The organism is Saccharopolyspora kobensis (genome assembly GCF_900108315.1).
Classification (GTDB): domain Bacteria; phylum Actinomycetota; class Actinomycetes; order Mycobacteriales; family Pseudonocardiaceae; genus Saccharopolyspora; species Saccharopolyspora kobensis.
In genome coordinates this window covers 588,441-614,884 of record NZ_FNVB01000003.1, presented here as the reverse complement: position 1 = coordinate 614,884, position 26,444 = coordinate 588,441, and the positions used below count along the sequence as shown (strand labels likewise).

Below are 26,444 nucleotides of genomic sequence, written 5' to 3'. Positions count from 1 at the left end.
CGAATGGGTTCTGCCGGGGCAGGGAGCCGCACTCTCGTGGTCTGCGGTGCGGGGCGGACAGCTGACGTCGTGGCCACCGCGATGGCCTCGCTGGGCCACGACGTGATGCGCGTCCCCGGCCCGCGCGACGCCGACGTGGCCCGGGCCGAGCTCGTCTTCGCGTGCGGGCCGGACGAGGCTGGGATCGCCGAGCTGGTGGGTCGCGTGCGGCCGGGCTGCACCGTGGTGAACACCTGCGCGCCACCGTGGGAGTCGACCGCGGAGCTGGCCGCGGCCATCGGCCGGGCGGAGGCGGGCGTGGTCAGCAATCCGGTGGGGAGCCAGCGGGAAGCGGGCCTCGAAGACTTCCTGGCGCCCGACGTGATCGTCATCGGCGCCGACGACCCGGCCGAAGCCGGCGCGGTGGCCGACGTCTACGCCGCGATCCCGGCCCCCATCGTGCACACCGACGTGCGCACAGCCGATCTCACCGGGCCGGCGCGCAACGGCCTGTGCGCGGTGAAGCGGCAGTTCTTCGCGGAACTGGTCCTGCTCTGCCGGGCCGTCGGCGCCGACGTGGAAAGCGTCCTCGAGTGCCTCCGGACCGACCGGCGGATCGGTGCTCCGCTCACCGGCGCCGGCGGAGACCACCTCGGATCCGGCGAGCGCGGCAGCGACGATCGCTTGCGCGAGCTGGCCGGACCGGACACCCCGCCGACGTTGCGCGCGCTCGGCTGTCCACGCCGATCGGGGTGAATCTCTCATGGCACAGCGAAGCGAAACGCCCACCACCCGCCGGGTCGCCGTCGTCGGCACCGGTTACGTCGGTTTGACCACCGGTGCCTGCCTGGCGTCGCTCGGCCACCACGTGCAGTGCTGCGACGTCGACCGCACCAAGGTCGAACGCCTCTCCCGCGGCGAGGTCCGGATCCACGAACCGGGCCTCGGGCAGCTGGTGCGCGATGGCATCCGCAGCGGCAGGCTGGAGTTCACCCACAGCTCGACGGCGGCCGTGCGCCGCGCGGAAGCGATCTTCCTGTGCGTGCCCACGCCGATGGCGCCGGATGGCAGCGCGAACCTGGCGCAGGTGGAGTCCGCGGTGCGGGAGGTGCGCGATCACCTGCCCGCGGACAGCCTGCTGGTGACCAAGTCGACCGTGCCGGTCGGCACGGCGGCCCGGTTGTCCGAACTGCTGGACCGGCGCGATGTGGCGGTGGTGAGCAATCCCGAGTTCCTCCGCGAAGGGCTCGCCGTGCGCGACTTCCTGAACCCGGACCGGATCGTCGTCGGCACGGCGAGCGCGGCGGCGGCCCGCCGGGTCTCCGAGCTCTACGCGCGGCTGGAGGCGCCGACCGTGCACACCGACTCGGCCAGCGCGGAGCTGATCAAGTACGCGGCGAACTGCTTCCTGGCGACCAAGCTGTCCTACGTGAACGATCTCGCGGAGCTGTGCGAGCGCGTCGGGGCCGACATCGGCGGCATCACCGAGTGCATGGCCCACGACCACCGGATCGCGAACTCGTTCCTGCGGCCGGGTCCGGGGTGGGGAGGCTCGTGCTTGCCGAAGGACACCGCCGCGCTGCTGCACGCCGCAGAGGCCATCGGCGCGGATCTGCCGCTGGTGCGCGCAGCGGTCGAAGCCAACCGGCGGCACCAGCGGCGCGTGGTGGACAAGGTCGTGGCGATGTGCGGCGGCTCGGTCACCGGTGTGCGGGTCGGGATGCTGGGCCTGGCCTTCAAAGCGGGCACCGACGACCTGCGCGATTCCCCGGCGATCGCGGTGGCGCGGCGGCTGGCCGAGCTCGGTGCCAACCTGATCGCCTTCGACCCGGCGCTGCGCGGGGACGAACCGGGAATTCCCGCCGGTGTGTCGCTGGCGGACAGCGCCTACCAGGTGGCGAAGGGGGCCGGGGCGGTGCTGGTGCTCACCGACTGGCCCGAGTTCCGCGATCTCGACTGGCCGCAGATGGTCGGGCTCGCGGAGAAGCCGGTGATCATCGATACGCGCAACCTCGTCGATCCGCGGGTGCTGGAACGGGCCGGTGCGGTCTTCTGCGGAACGGGCCGGGCGCCGAACCGCGACAGCGGAGAGCTCTAGCGCAGCGCGCGTTCGGTCGTCGCACGGGCCGCGAAGCGGCCATCACTGCCGCTGACCGACTCCCGTGGCGAACTCCCGGATCCGTCCGCCTCGTGCGCGCCGCTTCAGCGGTGGTGTGCTTCCGCCCGCGGCCTTCTGCAGGCCCCGGAGGAAATCCGCGACGGCTTCGGTCGAACTGCGGCGCGGCGTCCAGCCGAGCTCTTCGCGAGCGCGCGAGGTGTCCATGATCGGGAGTCTGAGGAAGGCGTCGAACAGGTCGGGCGAGGCCGGGACGAGGTGCAGCTTCCACGCGGTGGACAGCGCGCTCCGCGCCACCTGCGACGGCAGCGCCATCGTGTGCGTGCCCAGGAGTTCGCCCAGCACTCGCGCGTCGATCAGCGGTTCGGCGGCGACGTTGAAGGCACCGCTGCTGCTGGACAGCGCGGCGAGCCGGTACGCCTCGCCGACGTCATCGCTGTGCACCGCTTGGAAGCGCATTCCGCTTGGCGTCGGCAGCGCGGGCAGCAGGTCCGGCCTGACCAGCCGGTTGATCACCAGCGGCCCCATGAACAGCCGGCGCTGCTGGGAGGCCGATTCGGGCTTGAAGCAGAACGCCGTGCGCATCCGGGTCACCTGCATCTCCGGGTGCTGCAACTCGAAGAAATCGAGGTAGCGCTCCAGGTAGGCCTTCTCCCGGCTGTAGGCCGAGCCCGGCCAGCCGTGCGTGGGCCAGCTCTCGTCGACGGGACGCTCGTGGGGCCCCGGGCTGTAGGCGGCGATCGAAGAGGCGTACACCAGGTGCCGCACGCCCGCGGCGGCCACGGCTTCGCACACCCTGATGGTGCCGAGCACGTTGTTGCGCCACGTCGTGATCGGATCGTGGGTGGGCTGGAAGATCCACGCGAGGTGGATTACCACGTCGGCCTCGGCGAATCGCGCCGCCAGGTCATCGGTCGTGATGTCCGCGCGCTCCCACTGGACTTTCTCACCGGCACCGCGGGGCTCCCGGCGGGAGAGCGAGACGATCGTGCCGACAGCGGCATCCTGCTCGAGGGCCTGGATCGCGCTGGTACCGATGTTCCCCGTTCCCCCGACAACGACGACGCGCTGAGCTCTCGCGGGTGCGTTCACTGGAGCCACCTCCGTGTGCTCTTGAGCCGCTGCCAGTCGGTTTCCCGAGCGATCCGAAGGCAAACTCGGGGCCTGATCCCGTTGCCGGCGGCGCCAGAACGCGGAACGGGCGGCCTGGAGAAGTGGGACGAAGCCCCGGGTCCGGTTGCGAAACCGCGGAAAAACCGCCGACGGCGGGGACGGGCGCATACTGTGGGTGAGCGCGGTGTTCTCCGGTCCGGTCAGGCCGGCACCGTTGCTGTTGGCGGAGGACGTCCGGGACTGGTGGCCGACCTCGGTGCTGGTGCCTTGCGCCGGGTTGCTCGCCGTACCTGAAGAATCTTCGCGAGAAACCGGAATTCGTGGCGCTCAGGCGCGGCGCGGTGCCGACCGAAAACTCGATCTCCGTCCCGGATTTGCCGGTGGCCAAAGGTGTGCGGCGGTGGGAAGCGAGGGTAGCCTAGCAACATAATCGTCGTATTCGGTTGTTGCAGCCACGACGATTGTCGGTGCGCAGGGGAAGGCGCGCTGTCTCCTGGTCGCACTCGGTTGCGCGAGCGTTCGCCCCGCGGGCGGCAGGCCCGCCGGATCGCTCAGGCACAGGGGAGCTGATCATGAAATCCGGACCTCAGATCGCGATGGCGGTAGCCGTCGGATACGTCCTAGGTCGCAGCCGCAAGATGAAGCTGGCCATCACAGCCGCGGGCATGATGGCGGGCCGCCGCTTCGCGGATCCCAAGGAAATGCTCGCCATGGGCGGAAAGCTGGTGAGGACGTCTCCAGCGCTGCAGAAGCTGACCGGCGACGCACGGGAACGGTTGCTGGAGGCGGCCAAATCGGCGGCGATCGCGGCGGTGAACAACAAGATCGAAACGCTCGGCGACAACCTCACGAAACGTGCGGCCGGTTTGCGCGAGCCCGTCGGAGAGCTCGGCGAACGGGCTTCCGATGTCGGGAAAGGCGCCGAGGACCTCGGCAGGCGGGCGATGCGGCGGACGAGGGGTTCGGACGAGACCGCCGAAGCCGAGTCCACCGAGGAGCCGGAAGAAGGCGAGGAAGAGCGGGCGACCGAGCCGCCCCGAGGTAGGCAGCGCCAGCGGATGTCGGAACGCGCCTCCTCCGGTCGGGCGGGCAGCCGAACCGGGGCAGGCAGCGGTCGATCGGGTTCGGCCGCGCGGAAGCAGGACGAGTCCGCGACGACCGCGAGGTCCAGTCAGCGGGACGAGGCGAGCACGTCGACCAGGTCATCTGGTGGTTCGGGCGGCCAGGCGGGGAGCCGGCGCAGGTCCACGACGTTGGGCCAGCGCAAGCAGCCGACGAGCCCGAGGACCAGGTCCTCCACCACTGAGAAGAAGTTGTGATCGGAGCTGAGGTGGTGACCATGGCGGAGCAATCCGGGAAGGGCGGCGGCTCCAAGGTGGGCGGTTTGCTGCGCGAGGTGCCGCTCGAACCGTTGAAGGCTGGTGCCAAGGCACTGCTGACGTCGGCGGGGGAACGCGCGGTGGGCATCGTCGGAGACAAGGTCGAAGGCATGACCGAGCGGTTGACGGAGTCGGCGGAGAACGGTGGTGCGGGTTTGATGGCGGCGGTCACCGGCGGCAAGGAAATGGCCCAGAGCGGTTCCCCGGTCAAGTCGGCGTTGAAGGCCGGGTTCACGGGCGCTACGGAGAAGCTCAAAGGAGCGCTGGGCATGGGCGGCAAAGGCGGGAAGAAGGGAAAGTCGAAGGTCGTCAACATCATCGAGCACAACGACATCGGACTGCCGCGTCGCGTCGTCTACGACCAGTGGACCAGGTTCGAAGACTTCCCCAGCATGACCAAGAAAGTCCTCAGCGTGGACCAGGAGTCCGACGAGAAGGTCAACTGGCAGGCGCAGATCTTCTTCTCCAAGCGCAGCTGGCAGGCGACCATCGTCGAACAGGTTCCCGACGACCGGATCGTCTGGACCTCCACGGGTGCGAAGGGCACCGTGGACGGCTCCGTGACCTTCCACGAGCTGGCTCCGCGCATGACGCGGATCCTGCTCGTCATCGAGTACTACCCGCAGGGCTTCTTCGAGAAGACCGCGTACATGTGGCGCGCGCAGGGCCGCCGGGTCCGCGCGGACTTCAAGTACATCAAGCGGTACTTGATGACCCGGACGATCTTGGCACCGGACGAGGTCGAGGGCTGGCGCGGTGAGATCCGCGACCGGGAGGTCGTCAAGACCCACGAGGACGCCCTGGCCGAAGAGGAAGAAGCCGAGGGCGCCCCCGAATACGGGGAGGAAGCGGAGCAGGAGGGCGAACGCGGCGAAGCCGAGGACGAGGGCGAGTACGAGGACGAGGAGCAGGAGGAGTACGGCGACGAAGAGGAAGGCGAAGAAGGCGAGTACGAGGACGAATACGACGAGGAAGGTGAGGAGGAAGGCGAGGAGGATTACGCGGAGGACGAGGACCGGGAACCCGAGCAAGAGCGAGGTCGGCGTCGTCGAGCAACGGTGACGGCAGGCCGGAGAAGGTGATCGCATGACCGTGGCGAGCACGCAAGGCGGCGGGGGCAGCCAGGTCCAGCGGGCCCCTTCCAGCACCTTGGCCGACGTGGTCGAGCAGATCCTCGACAAGGGCCTGGTGATCGACGCGTTCGTGCGCGTCTCCCTGGTCGGGATCGAGATCATCACCGTCGACGCCCGGGTGGTGGTGGCCGGGGTGGACACCTACCTCCGCTTCGCGGAAGCGACCAACCGGCTGGACCTCGACGAGAAGGGCGGCAAGGACCTCACGGAACTGACCGAGGGCATGACCGAGCGCGGTGCCGCGGGCAAGACCAAGGGAATGATCGATGCCGCCAAGGACAAGTTCGACGAGTTCCGCGGAAGCGACGAGCAGGAGAAGGAGCCCGTGCGCAGACGCGAAACCGGTGGCCGGGGGCGGGAGAAGCGATGACAACGCACGCGCAACGTGGACAGGGCGCTGCGACGGTTCCGGGCGAGGAAACGCGCGGGTTCTACGTGTACGGCATTCTGCGCTCCGCGGGATCCGTACCCGGCGACCTCGCCTCGGTCGGTGACGAGGAGACGCCGGTCAGGACCGTTTCGCACGGCGACATCGCCGCCGCGATCAGCGAGGTGCACCTGAACCGGCCGCTGGGCACCCGGGACGACCTGCTCGCGCACGAGCACGTCCTCGACGCCATCGCGGCGGAGACCACCGTGCTGCCCATCCGCTTCGGCGCCGTGGTCAACTCGGTGGACTCCGTGGTCGACGAACTGCTGGCACCGAACGCCGAGAGCTTCGAGGCGGTGCTGTCCCAGCTCGACGGAACGATCCAGTTCGCCGTGCGGGGCCGGTACGTCGACTCCGCTCACATCCGCGAGATCGTGGCGGAAAGCCCCGAGATCAGAGAACTCCGGGAGTCGCTCCGGGGCGTCTCGCCGGATGCGGGCTACGACGCACGGCTGAAGCTGGGCGAGATGGTCTCCAACGCTGTCACCGAGAAGCGTGCTCTGGACTTGCAGCAGCTGGTCGACGCCGTGGCGAACAGCGTGGTCGCGACGGCGGAGCGCGACGTCGGGGGCGAGGACGACGCGTTCGACGTGGCGATGCTGGTCGAACGCGACCGGCGCGAGGATTTCGAGTCCTCGATCGACGCACTCGGCGACCAGTGGAGCGGGCGCGTTCAGCTGCGCCTGGTCGGACCGCTGGCACCTTACGACTTCTTGCCCGAGGAGTGATCATGGGACTGCTTTCCGGCATCGTCACCCTCCCGCTGGCACCGGTCCGGGGCGTTGTGTGGATGATCGATCACCTCAAGCAGCACGCGGAGGCGCAGTACTACGACACGGCTTTGATCCAGCGGCAGCTGGCCGCGGTGGACGAGGCGCACGAGGCGGGCGAGCTGACCGATCAGCAGCGCGACGAACTCCAGGCGGAGTGGCTGGACAGGTTGTTCGAGGCACAACGCCGACGTCAGTCGGGGGAGATGTGATCCGTGCCCAGCAGCCAGGACCGCGACCGCGGAAGCACGGAGGAACGCCCCAGGCGCCGTTCACCTCCTGAACCGCGGGATGCGGACGTCGAGCAGAGCGGTGGCCGACGACGACCACGGCGAACGGGACCCGGTGGTGCGGAAGGAGATCGGGAGGCACGACGGCGACCTGCGCTCAAAGCCGGGGACATCGCTCAGCTCGCACTGCGCCAGGTGCGCGACCTCACCGGCAAGGACACCGAAGGCGTCACCTCGCTGGAGCGCTCGGAGACGGGGTGGCTGGTGGCGGTGGAGGTCGTCGAGGCGCACCGGATCCCCAACACCACCGACATCATGGCCGTCTACGAGGCCGAGCTCGACGACGAAGGGGAGCTGATCTCCTACCGGCGCATCGACCGCTACGCGCGGGGGCAGGGCGAGCAGCGATGAGCGAGCACAGCCGCGGAGACCAGCACCGGTTCGACTCGCGCGCTCCGATGGCCTACAGCCCGCGACCGGTGTCGCCCGCGCGGTCGGAGTCGGGTGGTGCCAACCTCGCCGACATCCTCGAGCGCGTGCTGGACAAGGGCATCGTCATCGCCGGCGACATCCAGGTGAACCTGCTCGACATCGAGCTGCTGACGATCAAGCTGCGGCTCGTCGTGGCCTCGGTGGAGCGGGCGCGGGAGATGGGCATCGACTGGTGGGAGCACGACCCGACCCTGTCGTCGGGGCACCGCGATCTGGCGGTGGAGAACCGGCGCTTGCGCGATCAGGTGCGCGAGCTCGGCGGTGAACCGGCCGAGCTGGAAGGCGGCGCGGACGAGGAGCAGGACCGTGGCTGACTCGATGACCTACGTGTACGGGATCGTCCGCGATCCCGGCCCGGAACCGACGCTGGGCGCGCAGGGCATCGCCGGGTCGGCCGTCCGCCTCGTGCGGCAGGGCGAACTGGCGGCGCTGGTGAGCTCGGTGGACGCCGCGGAGTTCGATGCGGAGGCCTTGCGGAAGAACCTGGAGGACCTGGAGTGGCTGGAGGCCACTGCGCGCGCGCACAACCGCGTCGTCCTCGCCGCGGCGGCCACGACGACCACCGCTCCGTTCGGGTTGGCCACGGTCTACTTCCACGACGACCGCGTCCGAGAGGTGCTCGCCGAGCGGGCCGAGGAGTTCTCCCAGGTGCTGCACAGCATCGACGACAGCGCCGAGTGGGGCGTCAAGGCCCGCGCGGACCTCGACGACCCTGCGCTGCGGCGGGGCACGGGCGAGGCGGGCGCAGAAGCTGCCGCCGGGCCCGGTGCCTCCTACCTGCGCCAGCTCAAGGAGCAGCGGGAGAGCAGGCAGAACGCCGAGAACACGGCGCTCGAGCTGGCCGGGCAGGTGCACGCCGAACTGTGCTCGCTGGCGCGGGCGAGCCGCAGCCATCCGCCGCAGAACCGGGAGCTGGCCGGCTACGCGGGCCTGATGGTCCTGAACTGCTCCTACCTCGTCGACAAATCCGCCGGCGACGAGTTCACCGCGACGGTGCGCAGGCTCTCGGACGACTACCAGGCGCTCGACGTCGAACTCACCGGACCGTGGCCGCCGTACTCGTTCGCCCAGATCCGCGAGGGGGAAAACCGTTGACATCAGCGGACATCGTCTCGAACTCCCGGGATTCCCCCGTCGGGACGAGGGAGATCGCGCTCGTCGACCTGCTGGACCGGTTGCTCGCCGGCGGTGTGGTCGTCACCGGTGACGTGACCATCTCGCTGGCGGGTGTCGACCTGGTCCGGATCTCGCTGCGGGCGATCATCAGCTCCATTCAGGAGAGCACGTGCGTCGCGCTGGAGGCCGGGAATGACGGGTAGTCCGGCGGGAGACCGCCGTCGTTCCGGCGCCGGGCGCCTTCCACATCGGATCGAGACCGACTCCGAATCCGTCCAGCGCGATCTGGTCCGGCTGGTGCTGACGCTGGTGGAACTCGTGCGCCAGCTGATGGAGAAGCAGGCGCTGCGGCGGGTGGAGAGCGGAGAGCTCGACGACGACCAGGTGGAGGAGCTCGGGCTGGCGCTGATGAAGCTGGCCGAGGGCATGCAGGAGCTCCGCGACCGGTTCGACTTCTCGGAGCAGGACCTCAACCTCGACCTCGGCCCGCTCGGTCCGCTGCTGCCGCGCGACTGATGCCGGGCGAGGGGCAGCGCTGCGGACTACGGGCGGGAATCCTCGGACCAGCTGATGGCGAGCAGTGCGATGTCGTCGCTCGGCGGCTCGCCACCGACCAGCCGGTTCATGACCCTGGTGCAGACGGCGCTGGCGGGCTCCGGGACGACCGCGTCGCAGAGCAGCTGCAACCCGTCGTCGATCGGTTTGCCGCGGCGTTCGACGAGGCCGTCGGTGTAGAAGCAGACGACGCCCTCCGCCGGGAGCTCCAGCAGGCTGGTGCGGCGCTTGCGGTGCGCGACGCCGAGCCCCACCGGCGGATCGACCGGCAGCGGCGCCAGCCGGCCGCCGTGACCGGGCTCGACGACCACCGGCGCGAGGTGACCGGCCAGCGAGACGCGCAGCTGGGAGGTGCTGGGGTCGTAGATGGAGTAACCGACCGTGGCCATGGCGGTCGGTTCGAAGTGGGTGACCTTGCGGTCGAGCTTGTGCAGGACCTCGGCCGGGTCCTCGGTCTCGATGGCGTAGGCGCGCAGCGCGCTGCGCAACCGACCCATCACGATCGCCGCCGGAAGACCGCTGCCGACCACGTCACCGATCACGATGCCCATCAGCCCGGACGGCAGGGTGAACACGTCGTACCAGTCGCCACCCACGCCGGGACCGGAGCCCGAGACGTACCGCGCGTCGAGCGCCACCCCCGGTACCGCGGGCAGCCTGGTGGGCAGCAGGCTGCGCTGCAGGGCGCTGGTGGCGGCCCGCTCGGCACGGGTGGTGTGGCCGCGGATCGCCAGCGCCATGCGGTCGGCGACGAGCTGGAGCAGGTGCACGTCGTGGTCGCTGAACCGGCGTTCTTCGTAGGTGCCGATGTGCAGCACGCCGACGACCTCGCCACCGGCCAGCATCGGGACGCCGATGAGCGTCGAGATGCCGCGCTCCCGGAGCACCGGTTGCAGGACGGAGGGGTCGGTCCGGCTGTCCAGGGACAGCGGCCGGGAACCGTTCGCGATCGCTTCGGCGAAAGCCGGGCCGACGTGACGTCGAACGCCTTGCCGAACCTCGTCCTCGATGCCGACTGCGGCGGTCGCGACCAGCACTTCGCTGGCCGGGTCGTAGCGCATGACCGCTGCGGTGTCGACCTCCAGGACGTCGCTGACGCGCTGCAGCATCTCGCGGAGCAGGTCGTCGTGCTCCAGATCGGCCAGCGCTGTGTCGGTGACCAGCTCGATCTGCCGCAGCCGCTGCTCAGCGTCATCGGGCGAACTGACCGGGGGCCGCATGGAGACATGGTAGTCCGAGTGGTCCGGGCGCATGAGCGCAGCTTTGCCTTCAGCCGATCTGAAGTCCACCATGGGGGCATGTCCACGTTTACCGGCTCAAGTGAACCGGCAGCACCGTTGAGCGTGGCAACGCGATGGCTCGACCGGGTGCTGCTGATGGAAGTCGCAGGAGAGATCGAGCTGATCAACGCCCCGCGGGTCGAGTCGGCGATCATGGAAGCCTTCGACGAGCGGCCGGCCGTGCTGATCCTGGATTTCAGCGGGGTCACGTTCTTGTCCTCGGCGGGGCTCGCGGTGCTGGTCCGGTCTCGCAACCGCGCAGGCGACGACATCGCGTTCCGGGTGGTCGTAGACGGCCCGGCGACCGCACGGCCGATCCAGCTGACCGGGCTGGACCAGGAGATCGAGGTCTTCTCCACCCGGGATCAGGCGGTGGCCGTCGACGCGGGCTCGTGACGCCCGGCGGACAGGACGCGGAGTGATGGTTGGCGAGCTGGACGAGAGCCGGAGACCGAGCGCCACCGGTGGCGGTGGCGGCGATCCCGCGGTTCCCGCGCTGAGCTACTGCTTCGTCGAGCTCTCACCGGGGAAGATGCTGGCCCTGCGCGATGAGCTCACGACGTGGGGCCGCTACGCGGGCCTGAGCCGGGAGGCAGCCGGTGCGCTCGCTCTCGCGTGCTACGAAGCGATGGCGAACGTGATCGAACACGCTTATGCCGGGGACGGCACGGTCGACGTGGAAGCCGTTCACCTGGCCGCGGAGAACCGCGTGGAGGTCACCGTCACCGACCGGGGCAGGTGGGCCCCGCCGGGTTCGGGAGGGCACACGGGTCGCGGTCAAGGACTGCCGCTGATCCGCAGCCTCGCCGACGAGGCCGTCATCACGCCCGGCGGCTCCGGCACGGTCGTGCGCATGAGCTGGTCCACAGGCGACGGCTCCGGTTGAACGGCATCGCCGCCCGCGCTGACCTGCGGAGCGCTCCGCAGGTCAGCGCGTCGCACCGGACATCGCGCTCCGCCGGCCCGGCTCCGCCGCCAGCGCGGTTCTCCCCTTGGCCAGGAGAGCGCAGATCGCGCCGATCAGCACCGCGCCGATCGGCAGGACCATCGCGCTGTGCATGGCGTCGACGTATCCACCGGTGAACACCTCGCGGGCGGCGGCCTCGACCTGCTGGGCGAGCGCGGGTGAGATGCCGCTCGGGACCGGCACCGCGGTGCCCGCTTGCAGGTCGGCGAAGTCGACGCCGCTGCTGGTGGCGCGCCGCACGCCGGCCACGAACTCGCCGCGCACCTCGGCGGGCAGCGCCGCGGCCGCGGTTTCGGCGCGGGCCAACAGATTCGCGACCAGCTGGTTCTGCAGCAGCACGCCGAATCCCGCGGTGCCCAGCACCGAGCCGATCTGCCGGGTCGCGTTGAGCACGCCCGCCGCCGACCCGGCCACCACCGGTTGCACGTCGTGCATCGCCACTGTGGTCAGCGGTGCGAAGGTGGCGCCGAGGCCCACGCCCATCACGAGCATCGTGGGCAGCAGCGCCCCGGCCGTGCTGTCCACTGTGGAGGTGAGCGAGAAGACCAGCAGTCCCAGGCCGAACAGCAGCAGGCCGGTGACCACCACCGGCTTGCCGCCCAGCTTGTCGCTGAGCCGGCCCGCGTACGGGCCGAGCAGCACCGAGATCGCCGACATCGGCAGGCTGATCAGGCCCGCGGCCAGCGCCGAGTGGCCCAGCACCGACTGCGCGTAGAGCTGGAAACCGATCGCCATGCTCATGATGCCGACCGAGAGCCCGATCGCGCCGACGTTCATCAGGCCGAAGTTGCGGTTGCTCAGCAGCTCGAACGGCACCATCGGAGCGCGCGGGCCGGGACGGCGCTGGCTGAACGCGAAGACCACCAGCAGCAGGACGCCGGTCACCAGCAGCAGCGGGATGCTGACGAACGACCAGACCACGCCCCAGTCGTAGCGCTGCCCCTCCTGCAGGCCGAATGTCAGGCAGCAGAGCCCGAGGACCACCAGCAGCGCGCCGCGGAAGTCGAAGCGGCCCGGTCGCGGCGGCCTGGTGCCTGCCGGGATGATCAGCGGTGCGATCACCAGCACCAGGGCGCCCAGCGGCACGTTGACGGTGAAGATCCAGCGCCAGTCCAGCGCGCCGACCAGGAATCCGCCCAGCGGCGGCCCGGCGATCGTGGCGACGCCGGCCACCGCGCCCCACACGCCCAGCGCCGCTCCGCGCCGCTGCGGTGGGAAGGTGCCGATGATGATCGACATGGTCTGCGGGATCAGCAGCGCCGCGCCCAGGCCCTGCATGGTGCGGGCCGCGATGAGCTGGCCCGGCGTCTGCGCCAGCGCGCACAGCAGCGATGCCGCCGAGAACACCGCGACACCGGCCAGGTAGGTGTTGCGCTTGCCGAGCAGGTCGCCGAGCTTGCCGCCCGGGATCAGCAGCACCGCCAGCACCAGCACGTAGGAGTTGCTGACCCAGAGCACCTCGTTGTAGGTGGTGCCCAGCCGCTCGACGATGTCCGGGACGGCCACGCCGACGACCGTCGTGTCCAGCAGCGTCGTGAAGAAGCCGAGGCAGAGGGCCACCAGCACGGCCCAGGGATTCCCTCGCAGGTTGCGCATCCGTCCGCTCTCTACTCGGTCGCGCGCCGGTCGGCCTGCCAGTGCAGCCGACCCTCGCGGATGTCGTCGACGATGGCGCGCGTCAGCTCCAGGTCGGCGCGCAGATGTGCTTGCAGGTGCCGGAGTTCGACGATGTGGACCGCTTCCACACCGCGCTTGAGCAGCGCGTCGCTGCTGGTGGTCACCGACGCCAGCTCGGACTCCAGCAGCACCGCCCGCCGCTCCAGCTGCTCGGCGGCGTCGTCGGTGGTCAGCAGCGACATGAAGGCCAGCGCCGCGCCGTAGGTCGGGTATTCGGATTCGAGCGTGGAGAGCAGTTCGCGCAGGCGCCCGGCGGCGATCTCCCGGCCGTCGTCGGTGATCGCGTAGACCGTCCGCTCGGGCCGCTTGCCCTCCCTGGTGGTCTCCACCGGTTCGATGAGCTCGGCCTTCGCGAGCACGTCGAAGGCGTGGTACAGCGCGCCGTGCGTGACCTTGATCAAGTGGTCGATGCCCTGCTCCCGCATGCACTGCCGGACTTCGTACGGGTGCCGGGGCTTCTCGTCGAGCAGCCGCAGGACGGCCAGCCCGAGGGTCGTGAGGTTGCGCATCAGGTGCCTCCCAGTTGGTCTGCTCAGAATAGTCTAAAAAAACTATTCTGCGTAGACGGGGGTGTCCGGCGGCTGCGAGCTGCGTCGTCCAGGTGCTGCGCGTCGTGCGACGTTCCACTGTGGTCGGCTCGCGGAGCTGCGCTGGTGTGATCTCTGCCGGGCCTCTTGAGATGACCTCGTTCGAGGAGGTACTGATGAGCATTCGACGGAACCAGCAGGAGAACCACCGTGTCGATCTTGGATCCGGTGCCGGCCTTGCCGGCGAGCGTGGACACCACCCAGCCGAGCGCCGCTCGCGCGTACGACTACTTCCTCGGCGGCTCGCACAACTTCGCCGCCGACCGCGCGTTCGCCGACCAGGTGCTGGAGATCGCACCGAGCATCCCGGCCGTGACCCGGTTGAACAGGTCGTTCCTGCGCCGCGCCGTGCGCTACTGCCTCGACCAGGGCATCCGCCAGTTCCTCGACCTCGGTTCCGGCATCCCCACGGTCGGCAACACCCACCAGGTCGCCGAGTCCGCGGGCATCCCGGCCCGCGTGGTCTACGTCGACAACGAGCCGGTGGCCTACCACCACGCCCAGCACGTGCTGGGCGGGTCGGAGACCGCGACGATCATCCAGGCCGACATGCGCGACCTGCCGGCGGTGCTCGACCACCCGGACGCGCGCAGGCTGCTCGACTTCAGCCGGCCGGTCGGGCTGCTGGCCGTCGGCGTGCTGCTGTACCTCGAGGACCCGCAACCGGCGGAGCTGATCCGCGCCTACCGGCAGCGCCTCGCGCCCGGTTCGCTCGTCGCCGTGTCCACGCTGACCGACGAGCACGCCTCGCCGGCCCTGCGTTCCGAGATGGAAATGCTGCGCGGTGCCTACGAGGCCGCCGGCGAACCCGTGTACCCGCGCGACCACGCCGAGATCCTGTCCTGGTTCGACGGCCTCGACCTGGTCGACCCGGGCCTGGTCACGCTGCCCGAGTGGCACACCGACGACCCGGAAGAGCTCGCCGACGCGGCCAGGCCGCTCGGCTACGGTGCGGTCGCACGCGTGCCCTGACCAGCACCGCCAGCGCGCTGCGCGGCAATCACGGCCGCTGAACGACGCACCCGCTCGCGGAGCATCCCGGCGAGCGGGACCGCTGGCCGACCGCAGAGCGACACCGACGAGGCTGCGCGGATCAGCGGCAATCGTTCATCCCGGTGGACCGGGCGCTGTGACCGGCGTCCGGTGCGGAGCTCAGCGGACTCGAAGACGGCGCGGCGGAGTGCGCGCTGGTTCTTCGGGGAGTGGCAGGGGAGAACGACCTCCTGACACTTTCAACGTCTAGCGCACCCCGGGGCTTGCGGCAAGACCCCGGGTCTGCTGCAGAATCTCCCGCCGAGGCCGCGACCTGCGGAGATCAGGAGTTCGCGGTATTACTGGCAGGAATGCGACCCGGGGCCTCCCCTGCTCGCCGACGGTCGTCCACTCGGACAGGAGAAGCTGTGGTTGACACCGGAAGCAGCGCGGCGATGTCGTCGGGCGGTTGCGTGCTGGAACTCCAGGAGATCGATCGGAGCCAGCTCGCCGTCGTCGGCGGCAAGGCCGCGCACTGGGGGAGCTTTCGCGGATCGAAGGCATCGACGTGCCACCCGGATACTGCGTGACCACCGACGCATTCCGGCGCGTCGTGGCCGAAGCGCCGTCCCTGGAGGACCAGCTCGACCAGCTGTCCCGGCTGGACCCGGAGGACCGGAACGCGATCGGCGCGCTCAGCGCGGAGATCCGCGACACCGTCGCGGCGATCCCCGTTCCCGGGGATTTGGCGGAAGCGCTCACCAAGCCGCTCGCCCGGCTCGGCGAGGAAGCCGCCTGCGCCGTCCGCTCCAGCGCGACGGCCGAAGACCTGCCGACGGCTTCCTTCGCCGGCCAGCAGGACACCTACCTCAACGTCGTGGGCTCCGCGGCGGTCCTGGAGCGCATCAGGGCGTGCGCTGGGCCTCGCTGTTCACCGACCGGGCCGTGACCTACCGGCTGCGCAACGGTTTCGACCACCGCAAGGTGCAGATGGCCGTGGTCGTGCAGGGGATGGTCGTGCCGGAGGTCTCCGGCATCATGTTCACCGCCGACCCCGTCTCGTCGAACCGGAGGATCACCAGCGTGGAGGCCGGTTTCGGGCTCGGCGAGGCGCTGGTGTCCGGGCTGGTGAACCCGGACGTCTTCAAGGTGCGCGACGACGAGGTCGTCGACAAGGCCGTCGCCGCCAAGGAGCTGGCCGTTCGCGCGGTGCCGGGCGGCGGGACGCGGCAGCAGCCGGTCGATCCGGACGAGCGGGAACGGCCGACCCTGACCGATGCGCAGGTGGTGGCGCTCGCGCGGCTGGGCAGGCGCATCGAGGCGCACTTCGGCCTGCCGCAGGACATCGAGTGGTGCCTGGCAGGCGGTGGTTTCCAGATCCTGCAGAGCAGGCCGGTCACCACGCTGTTCCCCGTTCCCGAAGCCGGGGACGACGATCAGCACGTCTACGTCTCCGTAGGTCACCAGCAGATGATGACCGACGCGATGAAGCCGCTGGGCCTGTCCGTCTGGCAGCTGACCACACCGCGGCCCATGGCCGAGGCGGGCGGGCGGCTGTTCGTCGACGTCACCGCGAACCTGGCGTCACCGGCCGAGCGCGACGGGCTCCTGGACGCACTGGGCAAGTCCGACCCGCTGATCAGGGACGCGCTGCAGTCCGTGCTCGACCGCGACGACTTCGCGCTGCCGCCCGCGCCGGAGAGCACCGACGGCCCGCCCGTGTGGGAAACACCGGCGTCGGTCGACGCCGACCCGGCGATCGTCGAGGAGCTCATCGCGCGCAGCGAGCGATCCCTGGCCGCCCTCGACCGCGACATCCGCGGGAAGTCCGGAGTGGACCTGTTCGACTTCGTCCTGGAGGACCTCCGGAAGCGCAAGCAGCTGTTCGACCCCAGGGGCCTCCAGGTGATCACGACGGCGATGAACGCCTCGTGGTGGCTCAACGAGAAGATGCGCGAATGGCTGGGGGAGGAGAACGCCGCCGACGTGCTCACGCAGTCCGCGCCGGGCAACATCACCTCGGAGATGGGGCTCGCGCTGCTGGACGTCGCGGACGCGATCCGCCCGCACCCGGAGGTGGTGGCCTTCCTCCGCGACGTCGATGGTGACGACTTCCTCGATGAACTTCCCGGGCTCGCGGGCGGGCGCGAGGTCCGGGAGGCGATCCAGGGCTACCTCGACCAGTACGGCATGCGCTGCGCCGGTGAGATCGACATCACCCGGCCCCGGTGGAGCGAGCGCCCGGGCGTCCTGGTGCCGTTGATCCTGGGCCACGTGGAGAACTTCGAGCCCGGCGCCAGCCGGCGGCGCTTCGAGCGGGGGCTGCAGGAGGCCTGGTAGAAGGAGCAGGAGCTGCTGGAGCGCGTGCGGGCCCTGCCGGACGGTGCGCAGAAGGCCGCGGAGACCAAGTCGATGATCGACCGGCTGCGGACCTTCATCGGCTACCGGGAGCATCCCAAGTTCGTCATGATCTGCCGCTACTTCCACTACAAGCGGGCGATGCTGGCCGAGGCCGATCGCCTCGTGGAAGCCGGTGTGCTCCGCGACCGCGAGGACATCTTCTACCTCCGGTTCGATGAACTGCCGCAAGGTCGTGCGCACCGGTGAGGCCGACCACCGGCTCATCCGCGAGCGCGCGGAGGCGTTCGCCGGTCATCAGGCCGTCGTGCCTCCCCGGGTGCTCACCTCGGACGGCGAGGCCGTGACCGGCTCCTACCGGCGGCAGGACGTGCCCGCCGGTGCGCTCGTCGGCCTCCCGGTGTCCACCGGGATCGTGGAAGGGCGCGCCCGCGTCGTCCTGGACATGGCCGGGGCCGACCTCGAAGCCGGTGACGTCCTGGTCACCACCAGCACCGATCCCAGCTGGTCGCCGGTGTTCGTCACGATCGCCGGCCTGGTGACGGAGGTCGGCGGGTTGATGCCCCACGGCGCGGTGGTCGCCCGGGAGTACGGCCTGCCCGCGGTGGTCGGGGTGGAGCGGGCGACCCGGTCGATCCGGGACGGGCAGCGCATCCGCGTCAACGGCACCAACGGCTGCGTGGAAGTGCTGGCCGATTAGGCGGAACCGCCCCGCCGACGCGCGTCGGCGGGGCGGTCGCCGGCCGGAGCCTAGTCGTTCGAGGCAGCCTTCCACTCGTCGAAGAGGAGTCCGAACAGGACCTCGTCCACGAACTCGCCCATCACCCAGGCCGAGGAGCGCGTCACGCCCTCGCGGGTGAAGCCGTTGCGCTCGGCGGCGCGCAGCATCGCGGCGTTGTCCGCCAACGTCTCGATCTGCAGCCTGTTCAGGCCGCGCTGGGCGAAGCCGTAGTGGCACAGCACCGCGACCACGTCGGTGCCGTAGCCCTTGCCGCGGGCGGTGGACAGCAGACCTAGCCCGACGTGCGCGGACCGGCTGTGCGTGTCGATGCCCCACAGCGTCGCGGTGCCGACCAGCTCGTCGCTGTCCAGCGAGACGACGGAGAAGTGGACGTTCTGCTCCTTCTTCTCGTCCACCACGAACTGCGAGTGCTCCGACCCGACCGGGATCGGCCGCCACGGCCCGACCGCGGCCCGCGAGGCGTTGACCACGTCGTCGTGCAGATCGGCGTGCAGGATCGGGATGTCGTCCGCGTGCCTGGCCCTGAGCGCGACCTTGTTTCCCCTGAGCATGCGAACTCCTATCCGGCCGGGCCGGCTTGCCGGGCCCCGCGCCGCTTTCCGTACTGCGGGTATGTCTTTGCGCATCCTGTCACGTACGTTGACGACGCCTTCGCGCCACCTGTTGGATCGCGGTGCCGGACCGTGGTTTCCGCGAACGGAAGAGGTCGCACGATGTGGGATTCCGCAGCGCTCGATCGGGAGTTCTCGCCCAGTCTCCTCGCGCCCGGTTTCGAGGACGTCCTCCGCACTTACGCCGAACGCAGTGCCGAGGCCCGTTCGGCGTGCCCGGGATTCCGGACGCTGTCCTACGGGGAGCACCCGGACGAGGTGCTGGACCACTTCCCCGCGCGGGAACCCGGTGCGCCGCTGCACGTGTTCATCCACGGCGGTCACTGGCAGGAGCTCAGCAAGGACGAATCGTCCTTCGCCGCGCTGGACTTCCTCGCGCGCGGGCACGGTTTCGCCGCGCTGAACTACGGGCTCGCCCCGCGACGCTCCCTGGAGGACATCGTCGGCTCGGCGCACCGGGCCCTGTGCTGGATCCGCGACAACGCCGAGGCGCTGGGAACCCGACCGGACGCGGTGCACGCCAGCGGGAGCTCGGCGGGCGCGCACCTGCTCGCGATGGCGTGCTGCCTGGACGACCGAGCACCGGGGGAACGCCCGCCCCTCGCGTCGGCGTGCCTGATCAGCGGCACCTACGACCTCGAACCGCTCCGGCACAGCTACGTCAACGATGCGCTCGGCCTCGACGAGCAGCGGGCCCGCGCGCTCAGCCCGCTGCACGAGCTGCCCTGCCGGGTCCGCCGTCTGGTGCTCGCGCGAGGCGAGCGCGAGACCGGTGAGTACATCCGCCAGCACCAGCTCTTCAGCGCCGCCGCGCGCCGCGCGGGCCACCAGGTGACCGATGTCGTGGTGGCCGGGACGAACCACTTCGACGTCGTGTTCGGCCTGGCGGACCCGGCGGGCCCGCTGGGAGCAGCCGTGCTCGCCGACGCCGGGTTGCGACCGGCGGGCTGACCCGCGCGGGGCGAGCCGCCCGCCGGTTCGGTCAGGCCCGGGACCTGGGCTGAGCGCGGTGATCGGCGGCGGTGCCTGCCTCGGCCAGGTGCGGCCAGCGCGGTTCGTCGCCCTTCGGGTCGTCGCCCAGGACCGTCACGCGGCGGCCGATCCGGCGCTCGGTGTAGTCGTTGACCGCGTAGTGCTGGGTGGCCCGGTTGTCCCACACGGCCACCGCGCCCTGCGTCCAGCGGAAGCGGCAGATGTTCTCCGGCCGCTCCGCCGCGGCGAACAGGTGCGCCAGCAGCACGTCGCTCTCCGCCCGGCGCAGCTGCGGGATGTTCATGGTGAACATCCGGTTGACGTAGAGCGATCGCCTGCCGGTGACCGGGTGCACCCGCACCACCGGGTGCTCGGCCTCGAACTGGGTGCCGTTCGGGTGCACGAAGGCGTGCACGGCGGTGAGCCCGTCCAGCAGATCCCGCAGCGGCGCGGAGAGGTTCTCGTAGGCCAGGTACTGGTTGCTCCACATCGTGTCGCCGCCGCGCGGCGGGCAGTGCACGATCTGCAGGACGGAGGCGATCGGCGGGCTGGCGTTGAAGGTGACGTCGGTGTGCCAGACGTCGGCCTTCGCGCCCTGGTCGGAGTCGAGCACCACGATCTCCTCGTGCCCGTCGAGCTTGGGCAGGAAGGGGTGCACCTCCAGCTCGCCCAGGAACCGGCCGAAGTTCTTGTGCGCCTGGGGGGAGAGCTCACCGGCCTCCGGGAAGAAGAGCACGAGGTTCTCCATGAGCAGTTCGTGCAGCCGCCCGAAGGACTCCTCGGTCAGCTCCTCCAGGTCCAGGCCGCGCACCTCGGCGCCCAGCGCGCCGGAAACCGGGCGGACGTCGAATTCGGTCATCGGATGGTCACCTCGTTATTCTTTGGCTGCAATGGTTTTCGGGCACGTTCGCACGGTTTCTCGGTCTGTGCGGTCGGTTTCCGCCGTGGTTGTTGACGCCGTGGACGGCGGGCAGTAAGGATGAGGAGGACGGAGGCGCTCGAGTGCTCACTTCGAAAGGAACCAGGTGTCCATGGATTCCGCAGGATCTCAGGGCGATCTCGCCGATTCGAGTCGCGAGCTGGCGAAACTCATCGATCTGGCAACGCCTTTCGCCATCCGCGTCGCGGTGACGATGCGATTGCCGGAGCTGGTCTCCGAGGGCAGGAGCGGGCTCGACGAGCTCGCGGCCGCCACGGGCGCACACCGGGGCTCCCTGGACCGGCTGCTGCGCCACCTGGTCCACATCGGACTGTTCAGCGAGGCGGAGAAGGGCGGCTACGGGCTGACGGCGCTGTCCCGCCAGCTGCTCTCCGAGGACGGCGCGTGGATCCGGAACTGGCTCGACCTGGAGGGGCCGGGCACCCGGATGGACCTGGCGTTCAGCGGCATGCTGCACTCCATCCGCACCGGCGGATCGGCCTACGGCGCGGTGCACGGCATCCCGTTCTGGGACGACTACCAGCGCAACGACGACCTGCGCCGCTTCTTCGGCGACGTCATGACCGCCCACGCCTGGCAGACCGGCCCGGTGCTGGCCGCGGAGTTCGACTGGTCGGGCGTGCGGACCGTCATCGACGTCGGCGGCGGGCAGGGCGCGCTGCTGGCCGAGATCGTCCGGGCGAACCCGCACCTCGACGGAGAGGTGCTCGACCTGCCCGCGGTCGCGCCCGAGGCGCACCAGGCCCTGACCGAGGCGGGCGTGGCGGAGCGGATCTCGTTCGTGCCCGGCAGCTTCTTCGACCCGCTGCCGCCGGGCCGGGACGTCTACGTGGTCTCCCGCGTGCTCACCGACTGGAGCGACGAGGACGCGGTGCGGATCCTGCAGCGCTGCGCCGAGGCCGCCGGCGAGGGCAGCCGGGTGCTGATCGTGGAGGTCCTCGCCGGTGACTCCCACGCCAAGTACAACACCTCCTTCGACCTGCAGTCCCTGGTCCTGCTCGGCGGCCAGGAGCGCAGCGTCGCGGACTTCGAGTCGCTGGTGGACAAGGCGGGGCTGAGCCTGTCCGCGTCCCGCAGCTGGCCGGGCGGTCTCGTCGTCGTGGAGTCCAGGCCGCGGTGATCCCGGCACGGCGTCGGCCCTCATGCCCACCTGGGCCGGCGCCGTGCCCGCGGATCCGGGAGCAATCCGAGCTGGCAGAGCCGGTCGAACGTCGAGAGCGGGTGCAGGCCGAGCCCGGAGAGGTTGTGCATCACGGTGAAGCTGAGCCGCTGGTTGGCCCCGGTGTTGCGCAGCGCGCGCCGGCCGAGCGTGCGGCCCACCCACGACAGGTCGGTCAGCATGCGCGCGGCGTTGTGGCTGATCTTGCCGATCTGCATCAGCTCGGGCATGCGGCGCTGCTGGTACTCGCGCAGCGCCGAGTCCACTTCGGACGCGTCGAGGGAGCGTCCGGCGAGGCAGCCGCGCAGGGCGTTGGCGTCGTAGATGGCGCTGTTCATGCCCTGGGCGGCCATCGGGTGCACGGAGTGCGCGGCCTCGCCGATCAGCGCCATGCCGGGGGCGAACAGACCATCGGCGACGAACCGGCCGACCGGCAGCAGTTGCCGCCCGGCCAGGCTGTTCCGCAGCTGGTCCTCGAACGCCGCCAGCTCGGGCAGCTCCGCGATCAGCGCATCGGCCCAGCGCTGCAATCCGTCGTGGTCCATCCCGCGCAGCTCGTCCGGCTCCGCCTGGACGTAGAGCCGGATCCGGTCGCCGGGCAGCGGATAGCGCATCCGCAGCCCGCGATCGGTGACGTAGGCGGCCACCGCCGCCTCCGCGCCGGGCACGTCGTGGATCTCCAGAGCGACCAACCGGTGCGGGTAGTCCTTCCGGTTCGCCCCGATACCGGCCGATCTCCGGAGCTTCGACGAGACGCCGTCGGCGGCGATCACCAGCGGTGCCCGGATCTGCCGGTCGGAACCGGCCTCCCGCACGGCCAGGCCGGTGATGCGCCCGGCGTCGTCGCGGAGCGCTTCTCGGACGCTCACTCCCCGGCGCAGCGAGACGTTCTCCGGCAGGCCGTCGACGAGCGCGCCCAGGATCACCTCGTGGTCGGCGGAGAGCAGCCAGTTGGTCTCGTCGGGCAACTGCGCGTAGTCCAGCGACATCCGGCCCTCGCCGCTGCCCTCACCGGCGATGAGCGCGGAGAGCCGCACCGCGCCCTGGCGCTCCAGGAGCTTGGTGACGCCCCACTCGTCGAGGATCTTCAGCGCCCCGGGCTGCAGCACCTCGCCCTTGGGCACCCGGGGCACCCTGGGCTGCTTCTCGGCGATCAGGACCCGCAGACCCAGCGAACCCAGCGCGTGCGCGGCGGCCAGACCACCCACGCCCGCCCCGCACACCACGACGTCGGCCGACTCGGCGTCGTCCCGGTGGGCGGGCGCGGTGATCTCCTCGGGAACAGGTGCGCTCACGTCGGCTGGACCTCCATGTCATCGGCGGCGATCTCGTGTCGCGACCGCATCACGGCCTGCGTCCACAGGCTGAAGACGAGCACCAGGGCGAGCAGCGGCACGACCGCGGCGGCGGGCGCGGTGCGGGCCAGGACCGCGCTGGCGAGGATCAGGCGTTCGGCGACCAGGTATTCGTGCGCCCGCAACGCGCGGGCCTGCCCGAGGTTCGGCGCCAGCAACGGCAGCGGCAGGACCGCGATCAGACCGACGCAGGCCGCCACGCCCAGCAGCACCGGGAAGCCGGGCCGGTGCGGCAGCAGGAGACCGATCGCGGCGATGAGGATCGCCGCGACGTACAGCGACACGGCGAGTCCGGCGGCGTAGCGGACTCCGCTGCGCACGGGCACCGACCGGTAGCCGGCGGCGCGGTCGCCGTCCACGTCGCGCAGCGTGCCCACGAGGTTCGACGCCGCGTCGTGCAGCAGGAACACCGCGGAGAACGCGACCGCCGCCCAGCCGGGCAGCGGTGCCGCGACCATCGCGCCGATCAGGAAGGCCAGCGCGGTGATCAGCCCGCGCACCAGGTTCCCGGAGAAGCCGCGCGCCTTGCAGAACTTGCTGTAGGCCACGATGCCGGCCAGGGCCAGCACGACCAGCACGAGCGTTCGCCAGTTCACCCACGCCAGCAGCACCGCGGCGGCGACCGCGAGCCCGATTCCGCAGGCGAGCGCGGTCTCCGCCGCCAGCCGCCCGGACGGGATCGGGCGCTGCGGCTTGGCGATCCGGTCCAGCTCGCGGTCGAAGTAGTCACCGAGGTAGTGCCCGGCCAGCCAGCCGAGCGCGATCCCGCACCCGGCGACGACGTACGCGGCGAACCCGGCAGCACCACCGGCACCGGCGCCTGCCACGCCCACCAGCACCGGGTAGCACAGCGTGTACGGCCGCCAGGTCTGCACGTGCGCCCACAGGATCCGGCGCGCTGCCGCCCATCGGTCGCGCATGGCTACCGGTTCCGGTCGATGGACAGCTCGGCGATGGCCAGCATCAGTTCGACGGCGGCCGTTCCCGGCAGATCCGCGATGCTCTCGCGGGCCTGGGCTATCTCGTCGGCGGCGAGCTTCCGGCTGAGCTCCAGCGCTCCGGTGCTGGTCAGCAGCTCCCGCATGAGCCGGTGCGCGTCCGCCGCGGGCATCCGGCCCGACAACGCCTCGGCGAACCGGGCCCGGTCGGCTTCCCCGGCGGCCTGGTGACCGACGAGCACCGGGAACGTCGGGCGCAGGTTGGCCACGTCGCTGGTGCTGGGCTTGCCGGTCGTCGGGGAATCCGCCAGGTAGGGCAGCAGGTCGTCGTAGATCTGGAAGCCCAGGCCCAGGTGCTCGGCGTAGCGCGTGGCGGCCTCGACGTCCTCGGCGGCGGCACCACCGAGGATCGCCCCGGCCCGGCAGGCGCCCCGGAACAGCGCGCCGGTCTTGAGCGCGACCATCTCCCGGTAGTCCTCCACCGGGCAGCTCAGCTCGCCGACCAGTTCGGCTTCCCGCACCTGGCCCCGGCAGACGTCGGCACCCGCGGTGGCCAGCACCCGGGCCGCGTCGAGCACGTCGGCGGGCGGCACCGCCTCGCACTCGAGCAGCGCGCTGACCATGTTGAGGATCAGGAAGTCACCGGCGACCAGGGCATCGGGCATGCCGAAGCGGGCGTGCACGGTCGCCCGGCCCCGGCGCAGCTCGTCGTCGTCGATGATGTCGTCGTGCACCAGCGTCGCCACGTGCAGGTACTCCACGGCCAGGGCGGCGGGCATCAGGCGCGTGCTGTCACCGCCGGTGGCCTCGGCCGAGGCGAGCAGCAGCATCGGCCGCAGCATCTTGCCGGGCGCCAGCAGCGCGTACCCGGCCATCTGCTCGGTCCGCTCGGCGGCCGCCGACCACCTCTTGCGCATCTCGCGGTTGAGCAGGTCGGTGAGCTCGGCGGAGTTGAACTCGGCGGGCGCGAGGCGGGTTTCGGCGTTGGTCATGTCAGGCCCGCTCGGTGGACAGGCGTTCGCCGCCGACGAAGCGCCGGGTCAGGTCGAGCAGCGCTTCGTTGGCCTCGGGCGTGCCGACCGTGACCCGGACCCCGGCGCCGTCGCCGAGCGTCCGCACCTCGACGCCACCGGCCGCGCAGAAGCGCACGAACGCGTCGTTGTCCGCACCGAGCGGTAACCAGTGGAAGTTGCCGTGGCTGCGGGGAACGGCCAGACCGAGCGCGCGCAGCTGCTCGCCGACCCGGTCGCGCTCGGCGGCGACCTCGGCGCACTGCTTGCGCATGACCACCTCGGCCCGCAGCGCGGCCAGCGCGGCGTCCTGCGCCACGGTGCTGACCCGGAAGAAGTACGAACCGGGCCGGAGCGCGGTGACCACGGCTTCACCGGCGATGAGGTAGCCGACCCGGAGACCCAGCAGCCCGTGGGACTTGGAGAAGGTGCGCACCACGCACACGCGCGAGTCCTCGGCGGCGAATCGGAGGCCGTCGGCGGTCTCGGAGCGGTCGGCGAAGTCCACGTACGCCTCGTCGATCAGCACCAGCACGTGCTCCGGCAGGCGGTCCAGGAGCGCCCGCAGCTCGGCGTCGCCGAACACGGTGCCGGTCGGGTTGTTCGGGTTGCACACAAGCACGACCTTGGTCCGGTCGGTGACGGCGTCGGCCATCGCCGCGAGGTCGTGGGCGTCGTCGCGGAGCGGGACGGGCACGGCCTCGGCACCCGCGGAGCGCACCATCAGCGGGTACATCTCGAACGACGGCCACGCGTGCACGACCTCGCCGCCCGCCGCCAGCGCGTTGAGGAACTGCTGCAGGAGCGCTCCCGAACCGGGGCCGACGAACACCCGCGCGGGATCGACGCCGTGGTGCCCGGCGATGGCCTGCGTCAACCCGCTGGACATCGCGTCGAGCGTCAGGTTGACCCGGTGAGCACCGTCCACAATGGCCTCGTGGACTCCCGGCAGCGGGGCCGCGAAGTTCTCGTTCAGGGACAATTGGTGCCGGACGGTAGTCACAGGATCTCCGTTCATGACGTGCGCGTGCTGGTGTTGCGCGGGGAGAAGCCGATCCGGCCCGGACTGGCTCGATCGCGAGCAGGAGTGCCGGGTTCGCCGGGAAGGGGTGAGTCTCAGCGGTTCCGGCCCGGAACTCGCCGGGCGGGGCCGCGGCGCGCGACGTTGCGCGGATCCGGGGCCGGTGGGAGTGCGTCGGTGGTGCGGGACCCGTTGCTTGCGATCTCCAAGTTCACTCCTCCCGCCCGGGTGGTCCCGGTGCCGGAAAGCTCCTCGCGCCGGTGCGGTCCCGCTCGTCTGAGCGGTTCTCCGGACGGGTGGCGACGCGCTGCTTCCGTGGCGGGCCAGGCGGATTCGTCTTCTCGTCGAGGACTTGTGACAGCGATCTTGATTACACCGGTCAGGTGGCGGCGTGTCAACGAGTCGGCCAGGGGAAGGGCGGCCGCGAACACCGGTGCTGCCCGAAGGTGCCGAAAGTCCATCAACTTGACGACCTCGCTGGCCTGCGGCGATGCGGTCGCGGCCGGTGCTGCCGGAATCCGTTCGAGCGGCGCGCTTCTCGC

Annotated in this window: 30 protein-coding genes and 1 pseudogene; 21 read left to right on the top strand and 10 right to left on the bottom strand. The window is 70.7% G+C overall.

What is annotated here, in order from left to right:
- Positions 1-3: 3 nt before the first annotated feature.
- Together C4T78_RS11305 and C4T78_RS11300 are read left to right on the top strand one after the other, a co-directional pair.
- Complete coding sequence (locus C4T78_RS11305) at positions 4-735, top strand: UDP-glucose 6-dehydrogenase (RefSeq protein WP_107916121.1); 732 nt, start codon at positions 4-6, stop codon at positions 733-735.
- 7 nt (positions 736-742) lie between these two features.
- Positions 743-2,077 carry a UDP-glucose dehydrogenase family protein gene (locus C4T78_RS11300; RefSeq protein ID WP_093356724.1) on the top strand — a complete coding sequence of 445 codons (1,335 nt, stop codon included), beginning with the start codon at positions 743-745 and terminating at the stop codon, positions 2,075-2,077.
- Positions 2,078-2,119: 42 nt separating this feature from the next.
- On the opposite strand, the gene C4T78_RS11295 is transcribed toward C4T78_RS11300, so the two are convergent.
- Positions 2,120-3,187, bottom strand: coding sequence for an SDR family oxidoreductase (locus tag C4T78_RS11295; RefSeq protein ID WP_235863768.1), 1,068 nt, complete (start codon positions 3,185-3,187; stop codon positions 2,120-2,122).
- A 593-nt stretch (positions 3,188-3,780) separates the two neighbouring features.
- Between C4T78_RS11295 and C4T78_RS11290 the strand changes: the two genes are divergently transcribed.
- From C4T78_RS11290 to C4T78_RS11245, 10 genes are read left to right on the top strand one after another with little or no spacing between them, the layout of a single operon-like run.
- Complete coding sequence (locus C4T78_RS11290) at positions 3,781-4,527, top strand: hypothetical protein (protein ID WP_235863767.1); 747 nt, start codon at positions 3,781-3,783, stop codon at positions 4,525-4,527.
- A gap of 20 nt (positions 4,528-4,547) precedes the next feature.
- A complete protein-coding gene (locus tag C4T78_RS11285) occupies positions 4,548-5,669 on the top strand; it encodes an SRPBCC family protein (protein WP_235863766.1) in 1,122 nt (373 codons plus the stop codon).
- Between the two features lie 4 nt (positions 5,670-5,673).
- Positions 5,674-6,090: a gas vesicle protein GvpJ gene (gvpJ, locus tag C4T78_RS11280; protein WP_093356722.1), complete on the top strand. Its 417-nt coding sequence runs from the start codon at positions 5,674-5,676 to the stop codon at positions 6,088-6,090.
- The gene (locus tag C4T78_RS11275) at positions 6,087-6,878 is read left to right on the top strand and encodes a GvpL/GvpF family gas vesicle protein (RefSeq protein ID WP_093356721.1); all 792 of its coding nucleotides are present in this window, start codon (positions 6,087-6,089) and stop codon (positions 6,876-6,878) included. Before gvpJ ends, C4T78_RS11275 begins: the two co-directional genes overlap by 4 nt.
- Before the next feature lie 2 nt (positions 6,879-6,880).
- Positions 6,881-7,132 (top strand): gas vesicle protein GvpG, encoded by a 252-nt coding sequence (locus C4T78_RS11270; RefSeq protein WP_093356719.1) that lies wholly within the window; start codon positions 6,881-6,883, stop codon positions 7,130-7,132.
- A 3-nt stretch (positions 7,133-7,135) separates the two neighbouring features.
- Positions 7,136-7,561, top strand: a complete 426-nt coding sequence (locus C4T78_RS11265) for a gas vesicle protein GvpO (protein WP_093356718.1) — start codon at positions 7,136-7,138, stop codon at positions 7,559-7,561.
- Between the two features lie 47 nt (positions 7,562-7,608).
- The gene (locus C4T78_RS11260) at positions 7,609-7,956 is read left to right on the top strand and encodes a gas vesicle protein (RefSeq protein WP_093356897.1); all 348 of its coding nucleotides are present in this window, start codon (positions 7,609-7,611) and stop codon (positions 7,954-7,956) included.
- Entirely contained in the window at positions 7,949-8,737 is a 789-nt protein-coding gene (locus C4T78_RS11255; RefSeq protein ID WP_093356717.1) for a GvpL/GvpF family gas vesicle protein, read from the top strand. The genes C4T78_RS11260 and C4T78_RS11255 overlap by 8 nt, the downstream gene beginning before the upstream one ends.
- A complete protein-coding gene (locus C4T78_RS11250; protein ID WP_235863765.1) occupies positions 8,734-8,961 on the top strand; it encodes a gas vesicle protein in 228 nt (75 codons plus the stop codon). Before C4T78_RS11255 ends, C4T78_RS11250 begins: the two co-directional genes overlap by 4 nt.
- Positions 8,951-9,274 carry a gas vesicle protein K gene (locus C4T78_RS11245; RefSeq protein ID WP_093356715.1) on the top strand — a complete coding sequence of 108 codons (324 nt, stop codon included), beginning with the start codon at positions 8,951-8,953 and terminating at the stop codon, positions 9,272-9,274. The genes C4T78_RS11250 and C4T78_RS11245 overlap by 11 nt, the downstream gene beginning before the upstream one ends.
- A gap of 26 nt (positions 9,275-9,300) precedes the next feature.
- Here the strand turns inward: C4T78_RS11245 and C4T78_RS11240 are convergent, their stop codons facing one another.
- On the bottom strand, positions 9,301-10,533 hold the full coding sequence (locus C4T78_RS11240; protein WP_093356895.1) for a PP2C family protein-serine/threonine phosphatase: 1,233 nt from the start codon (positions 10,531-10,533) through the stop codon (positions 9,301-9,303).
- A gap of 123 nt (positions 10,534-10,656) precedes the next feature.
- Here C4T78_RS11240 and C4T78_RS11235 point away from each other — a divergent pair, with 123 nt between their 5' ends.
- Both C4T78_RS11235 and C4T78_RS11230 read left to right on the top strand, forming a co-directional pair.
- Positions 10,657-10,989 carry an STAS domain-containing protein gene (locus C4T78_RS11235; protein WP_220389068.1) on the top strand — a complete coding sequence of 111 codons (333 nt, stop codon included), beginning with the start codon at positions 10,657-10,659 and terminating at the stop codon, positions 10,987-10,989.
- 25 nt (positions 10,990-11,014) lie between these two features.
- On the top strand, positions 11,015-11,479 hold the full coding sequence (locus tag C4T78_RS11230; protein WP_218161694.1) for an ATP-binding protein: 465 nt from the start codon (positions 11,015-11,017) through the stop codon (positions 11,477-11,479).
- A gap of 42 nt (positions 11,480-11,521) precedes the next feature.
- Here the strand turns inward: C4T78_RS11230 and C4T78_RS11225 are convergent, their stop codons facing one another.
- Positions 11,522-13,156, bottom strand: a complete 1,635-nt coding sequence (locus tag C4T78_RS11225) for a DHA2 family efflux MFS transporter permease subunit (RefSeq protein WP_093356711.1) — start codon at positions 13,154-13,156, stop codon at positions 11,522-11,524.
- 11 nt (positions 13,157-13,167) lie between these two features.
- On the bottom strand, positions 13,168-13,746 hold the full coding sequence (locus C4T78_RS11220; RefSeq protein WP_093356710.1) for a PadR family transcriptional regulator: 579 nt from the start codon (positions 13,744-13,746) through the stop codon (positions 13,168-13,170).
- Between the two features lie 228 nt (positions 13,747-13,974).
- On the opposite strand from C4T78_RS11220, the gene C4T78_RS11215 reads away from it, so the two are divergent.
- The 5 genes and pseudogenes from C4T78_RS11215 (at position 13,975) to C4T78_RS36980 (ending at position 17,854) form a co-directional block, all read left to right on the top strand.
- Positions 13,975-14,796 (top strand): SAM-dependent methyltransferase, encoded by an 822-nt coding sequence (locus C4T78_RS11215; protein WP_235863764.1) that lies wholly within the window; start codon positions 13,975-13,977, stop codon positions 14,794-14,796.
- A gap of 428 nt (positions 14,797-15,224) precedes the next feature.
- Positions 15,225-15,386 carry a hypothetical protein gene (locus C4T78_RS37000; RefSeq protein WP_235863763.1) on the top strand — a complete coding sequence of 54 codons (162 nt, stop codon included), beginning with the start codon at positions 15,225-15,227 and terminating at the stop codon, positions 15,384-15,386.
- The gene (locus C4T78_RS36995) at positions 15,383-15,745 is read left to right on the top strand and encodes a PEP/pyruvate-binding domain-containing protein (protein ID WP_258958339.1); all 363 of its coding nucleotides are present in this window, start codon (positions 15,383-15,385) and stop codon (positions 15,743-15,745) included. Before C4T78_RS37000 ends, C4T78_RS36995 begins: the two co-directional genes overlap by 4 nt.
- Positions 15,709-17,403 (top strand): annotated as a pseudogene (locus C4T78_RS36990) (phosphoenolpyruvate synthase). Before C4T78_RS36995 ends, C4T78_RS36990 begins: the two are co-directional and overlap by 37 nt.
- Positions 17,372-17,854 carry a PEP-utilizing enzyme gene (locus tag C4T78_RS36980; protein WP_235863761.1) on the top strand — a complete coding sequence of 161 codons (483 nt, stop codon included), beginning with the start codon at positions 17,372-17,374 and terminating at the stop codon, positions 17,852-17,854. The pseudogene C4T78_RS36990 and the gene C4T78_RS36980 overlap by 32 nt, the downstream one beginning before the upstream one ends.
- Positions 17,855-17,904: 50 nt before the next feature.
- Here the strand turns inward: C4T78_RS36980 and C4T78_RS11205 are convergent, their stop codons facing one another.
- Positions 17,905-18,447 (bottom strand): GNAT family N-acetyltransferase, encoded by a 543-nt coding sequence (locus C4T78_RS11205; protein ID WP_093356708.1) that lies wholly within the window; start codon positions 18,445-18,447, stop codon positions 17,905-17,907.
- Positions 18,448-18,609: 162 nt separating this feature from the next.
- Between C4T78_RS11205 and C4T78_RS11200 the strand changes: the two genes are divergently transcribed.
- Entirely contained in the window at positions 18,610-19,458 is an 849-nt protein-coding gene (locus C4T78_RS11200) for an alpha/beta hydrolase (RefSeq protein ID WP_093356707.1), read from the top strand.
- 31 nt (positions 19,459-19,489) lie between these two features.
- Here the strand turns inward: C4T78_RS11200 and C4T78_RS11195 are convergent, their stop codons facing one another.
- The gene (locus C4T78_RS11195; RefSeq protein ID WP_093356706.1) at positions 19,490-20,338 is read right to left on the bottom strand and encodes a TauD/TfdA dioxygenase family protein; all 849 of its coding nucleotides are present in this window, start codon (positions 20,336-20,338) and stop codon (positions 19,490-19,492) included.
- Positions 20,339-20,510: 172 nt separating this feature from the next.
- Here C4T78_RS11195 and C4T78_RS11190 point away from each other — a divergent pair, with 172 nt between their 5' ends.
- Entirely contained in the window at positions 20,511-21,539 is a 1,029-nt protein-coding gene (locus C4T78_RS11190) for a methyltransferase (protein WP_093356705.1), read from the top strand.
- Positions 21,540-21,559: 20 nt separating this feature from the next.
- Here C4T78_RS11190 and C4T78_RS11185 read toward each other — a convergent pair whose 3' ends face one another.
- From C4T78_RS11185 to C4T78_RS11170, 4 genes are read right to left on the bottom strand one after another with little or no spacing between them, the layout of a single operon-like run.
- Positions 21,560-22,873, bottom strand: a complete 1,314-nt coding sequence (locus tag C4T78_RS11185) for an FAD-dependent oxidoreductase (RefSeq protein WP_235863760.1) — start codon at positions 22,871-22,873, stop codon at positions 21,560-21,562.
- Positions 22,870-23,853 (bottom strand): UbiA family prenyltransferase, encoded by a 984-nt coding sequence (locus C4T78_RS11180; RefSeq protein ID WP_177247736.1) that lies wholly within the window; start codon positions 23,851-23,853, stop codon positions 22,870-22,872. Before C4T78_RS11180 ends, C4T78_RS11185 begins: the two co-directional genes overlap by 4 nt.
- A gap of 2 nt (positions 23,854-23,855) precedes the next feature.
- Complete coding sequence (locus C4T78_RS11175; protein ID WP_093356703.1) at positions 23,856-24,863, bottom strand: polyprenyl synthetase family protein; 1,008 nt, start codon at positions 24,861-24,863, stop codon at positions 23,856-23,858.
- A 1-nt stretch (position 24,864) separates the two neighbouring features.
- Positions 24,865-25,863 (bottom strand): aminotransferase class I/II-fold pyridoxal phosphate-dependent enzyme, encoded by a 999-nt coding sequence (locus C4T78_RS11170; protein ID WP_235863759.1) that lies wholly within the window; start codon positions 25,861-25,863, stop codon positions 24,865-24,867.
- Positions 25,864-26,444 lie beyond the last annotated feature (581 nt).

Coding starts and splice junctions, on each gene's coding strand:
- C4T78_RS11200 (WP_093356707.1), top strand. CDS start 18,610: ATGTGGGATTCCGCAGCGCTCGATCGGGAGTTCTCGCCCAGTCTCCTC.
- C4T78_RS11275 (WP_093356721.1), top strand. CDS start 6,087: ATGACAACGCACGCGCAACGTGGACAGGGCGCTGCGACGGTTCCGGGC.
- C4T78_RS36980 (WP_235863761.1), top strand. CDS start 17,372: ATGAACTGCCGCAAGGTCGTGCGCACCGGTGAGGCCGACCACCGGCTC.
- C4T78_RS11290 (WP_235863767.1), top strand. CDS start 3,781: ATGAAATCCGGACCTCAGATCGCGATGGCGGTAGCCGTCGGATACGTC.
- C4T78_RS11240 (WP_093356895.1), bottom strand. CDS start 10,533: ATGCGGCCCCCGGTCAGTTCGCCCGATGACGCTGAGCAGCGGCTGCGG.
- C4T78_RS11305 (WP_107916121.1), top strand. CDS start 4: ATGGGTTCTGCCGGGGCAGGGAGCCGCACTCTCGTGGTCTGCGGTGCG.
- C4T78_RS11175 (WP_093356703.1), bottom strand. CDS start 24,863: ATGACCAACGCCGAAACCCGCCTCGCGCCCGCCGAGTTCAACTCCGCC.
- C4T78_RS11225 (WP_093356711.1), bottom strand. CDS start 13,156: ATGCGCAACCTGCGAGGGAATCCCTGGGCCGTGCTGGTGGCCCTCTGC.
- gvpJ (WP_093356722.1), top strand. CDS start 5,674: ATGACCGTGGCGAGCACGCAAGGCGGCGGGGGCAGCCAGGTCCAGCGG.
- C4T78_RS11205 (WP_093356708.1), bottom strand. CDS start 18,447: ATGCTCAGGGGAAACAAGGTCGCGCTCAGGGCCAGGCACGCGGACGAC.
- C4T78_RS11220 (WP_093356710.1), bottom strand. CDS start 13,746: ATGCGCAACCTCACGACCCTCGGGCTGGCCGTCCTGCGGCTGCTCGAC.
- C4T78_RS11230 (WP_218161694.1), top strand. CDS start 11,015: ATGGTTGGCGAGCTGGACGAGAGCCGGAGACCGAGCGCCACCGGTGGC.
- C4T78_RS11180 (WP_177247736.1), bottom strand. CDS start 23,853: ATGCGCGACCGATGGGCGGCAGCGCGCCGGATCCTGTGGGCGCACGTG.
- C4T78_RS11300 (WP_093356724.1), top strand. CDS start 743: ATGGCACAGCGAAGCGAAACGCCCACCACCCGCCGGGTCGCCGTCGTC.
- C4T78_RS11190 (WP_093356705.1), top strand. CDS start 20,511: ATGGATTCCGCAGGATCTCAGGGCGATCTCGCCGATTCGAGTCGCGAG.
- C4T78_RS11260 (WP_093356897.1), top strand. CDS start 7,609: ATGGCCTACAGCCCGCGACCGGTGTCGCCCGCGCGGTCGGAGTCGGGT.
- C4T78_RS11195 (WP_093356706.1), bottom strand. CDS start 20,338: ATGACCGAATTCGACGTCCGCCCGGTTTCCGGCGCGCTGGGCGCCGAG.
- C4T78_RS11245 (WP_093356715.1), top strand. CDS start 8,951: ATGACGGGTAGTCCGGCGGGAGACCGCCGTCGTTCCGGCGCCGGGCGC.
- C4T78_RS11285 (WP_235863766.1), top strand. CDS start 4,548: ATGGCGGAGCAATCCGGGAAGGGCGGCGGCTCCAAGGTGGGCGGTTTG.
- C4T78_RS11270 (WP_093356719.1), top strand. CDS start 6,881: ATGGGACTGCTTTCCGGCATCGTCACCCTCCCGCTGGCACCGGTCCGG.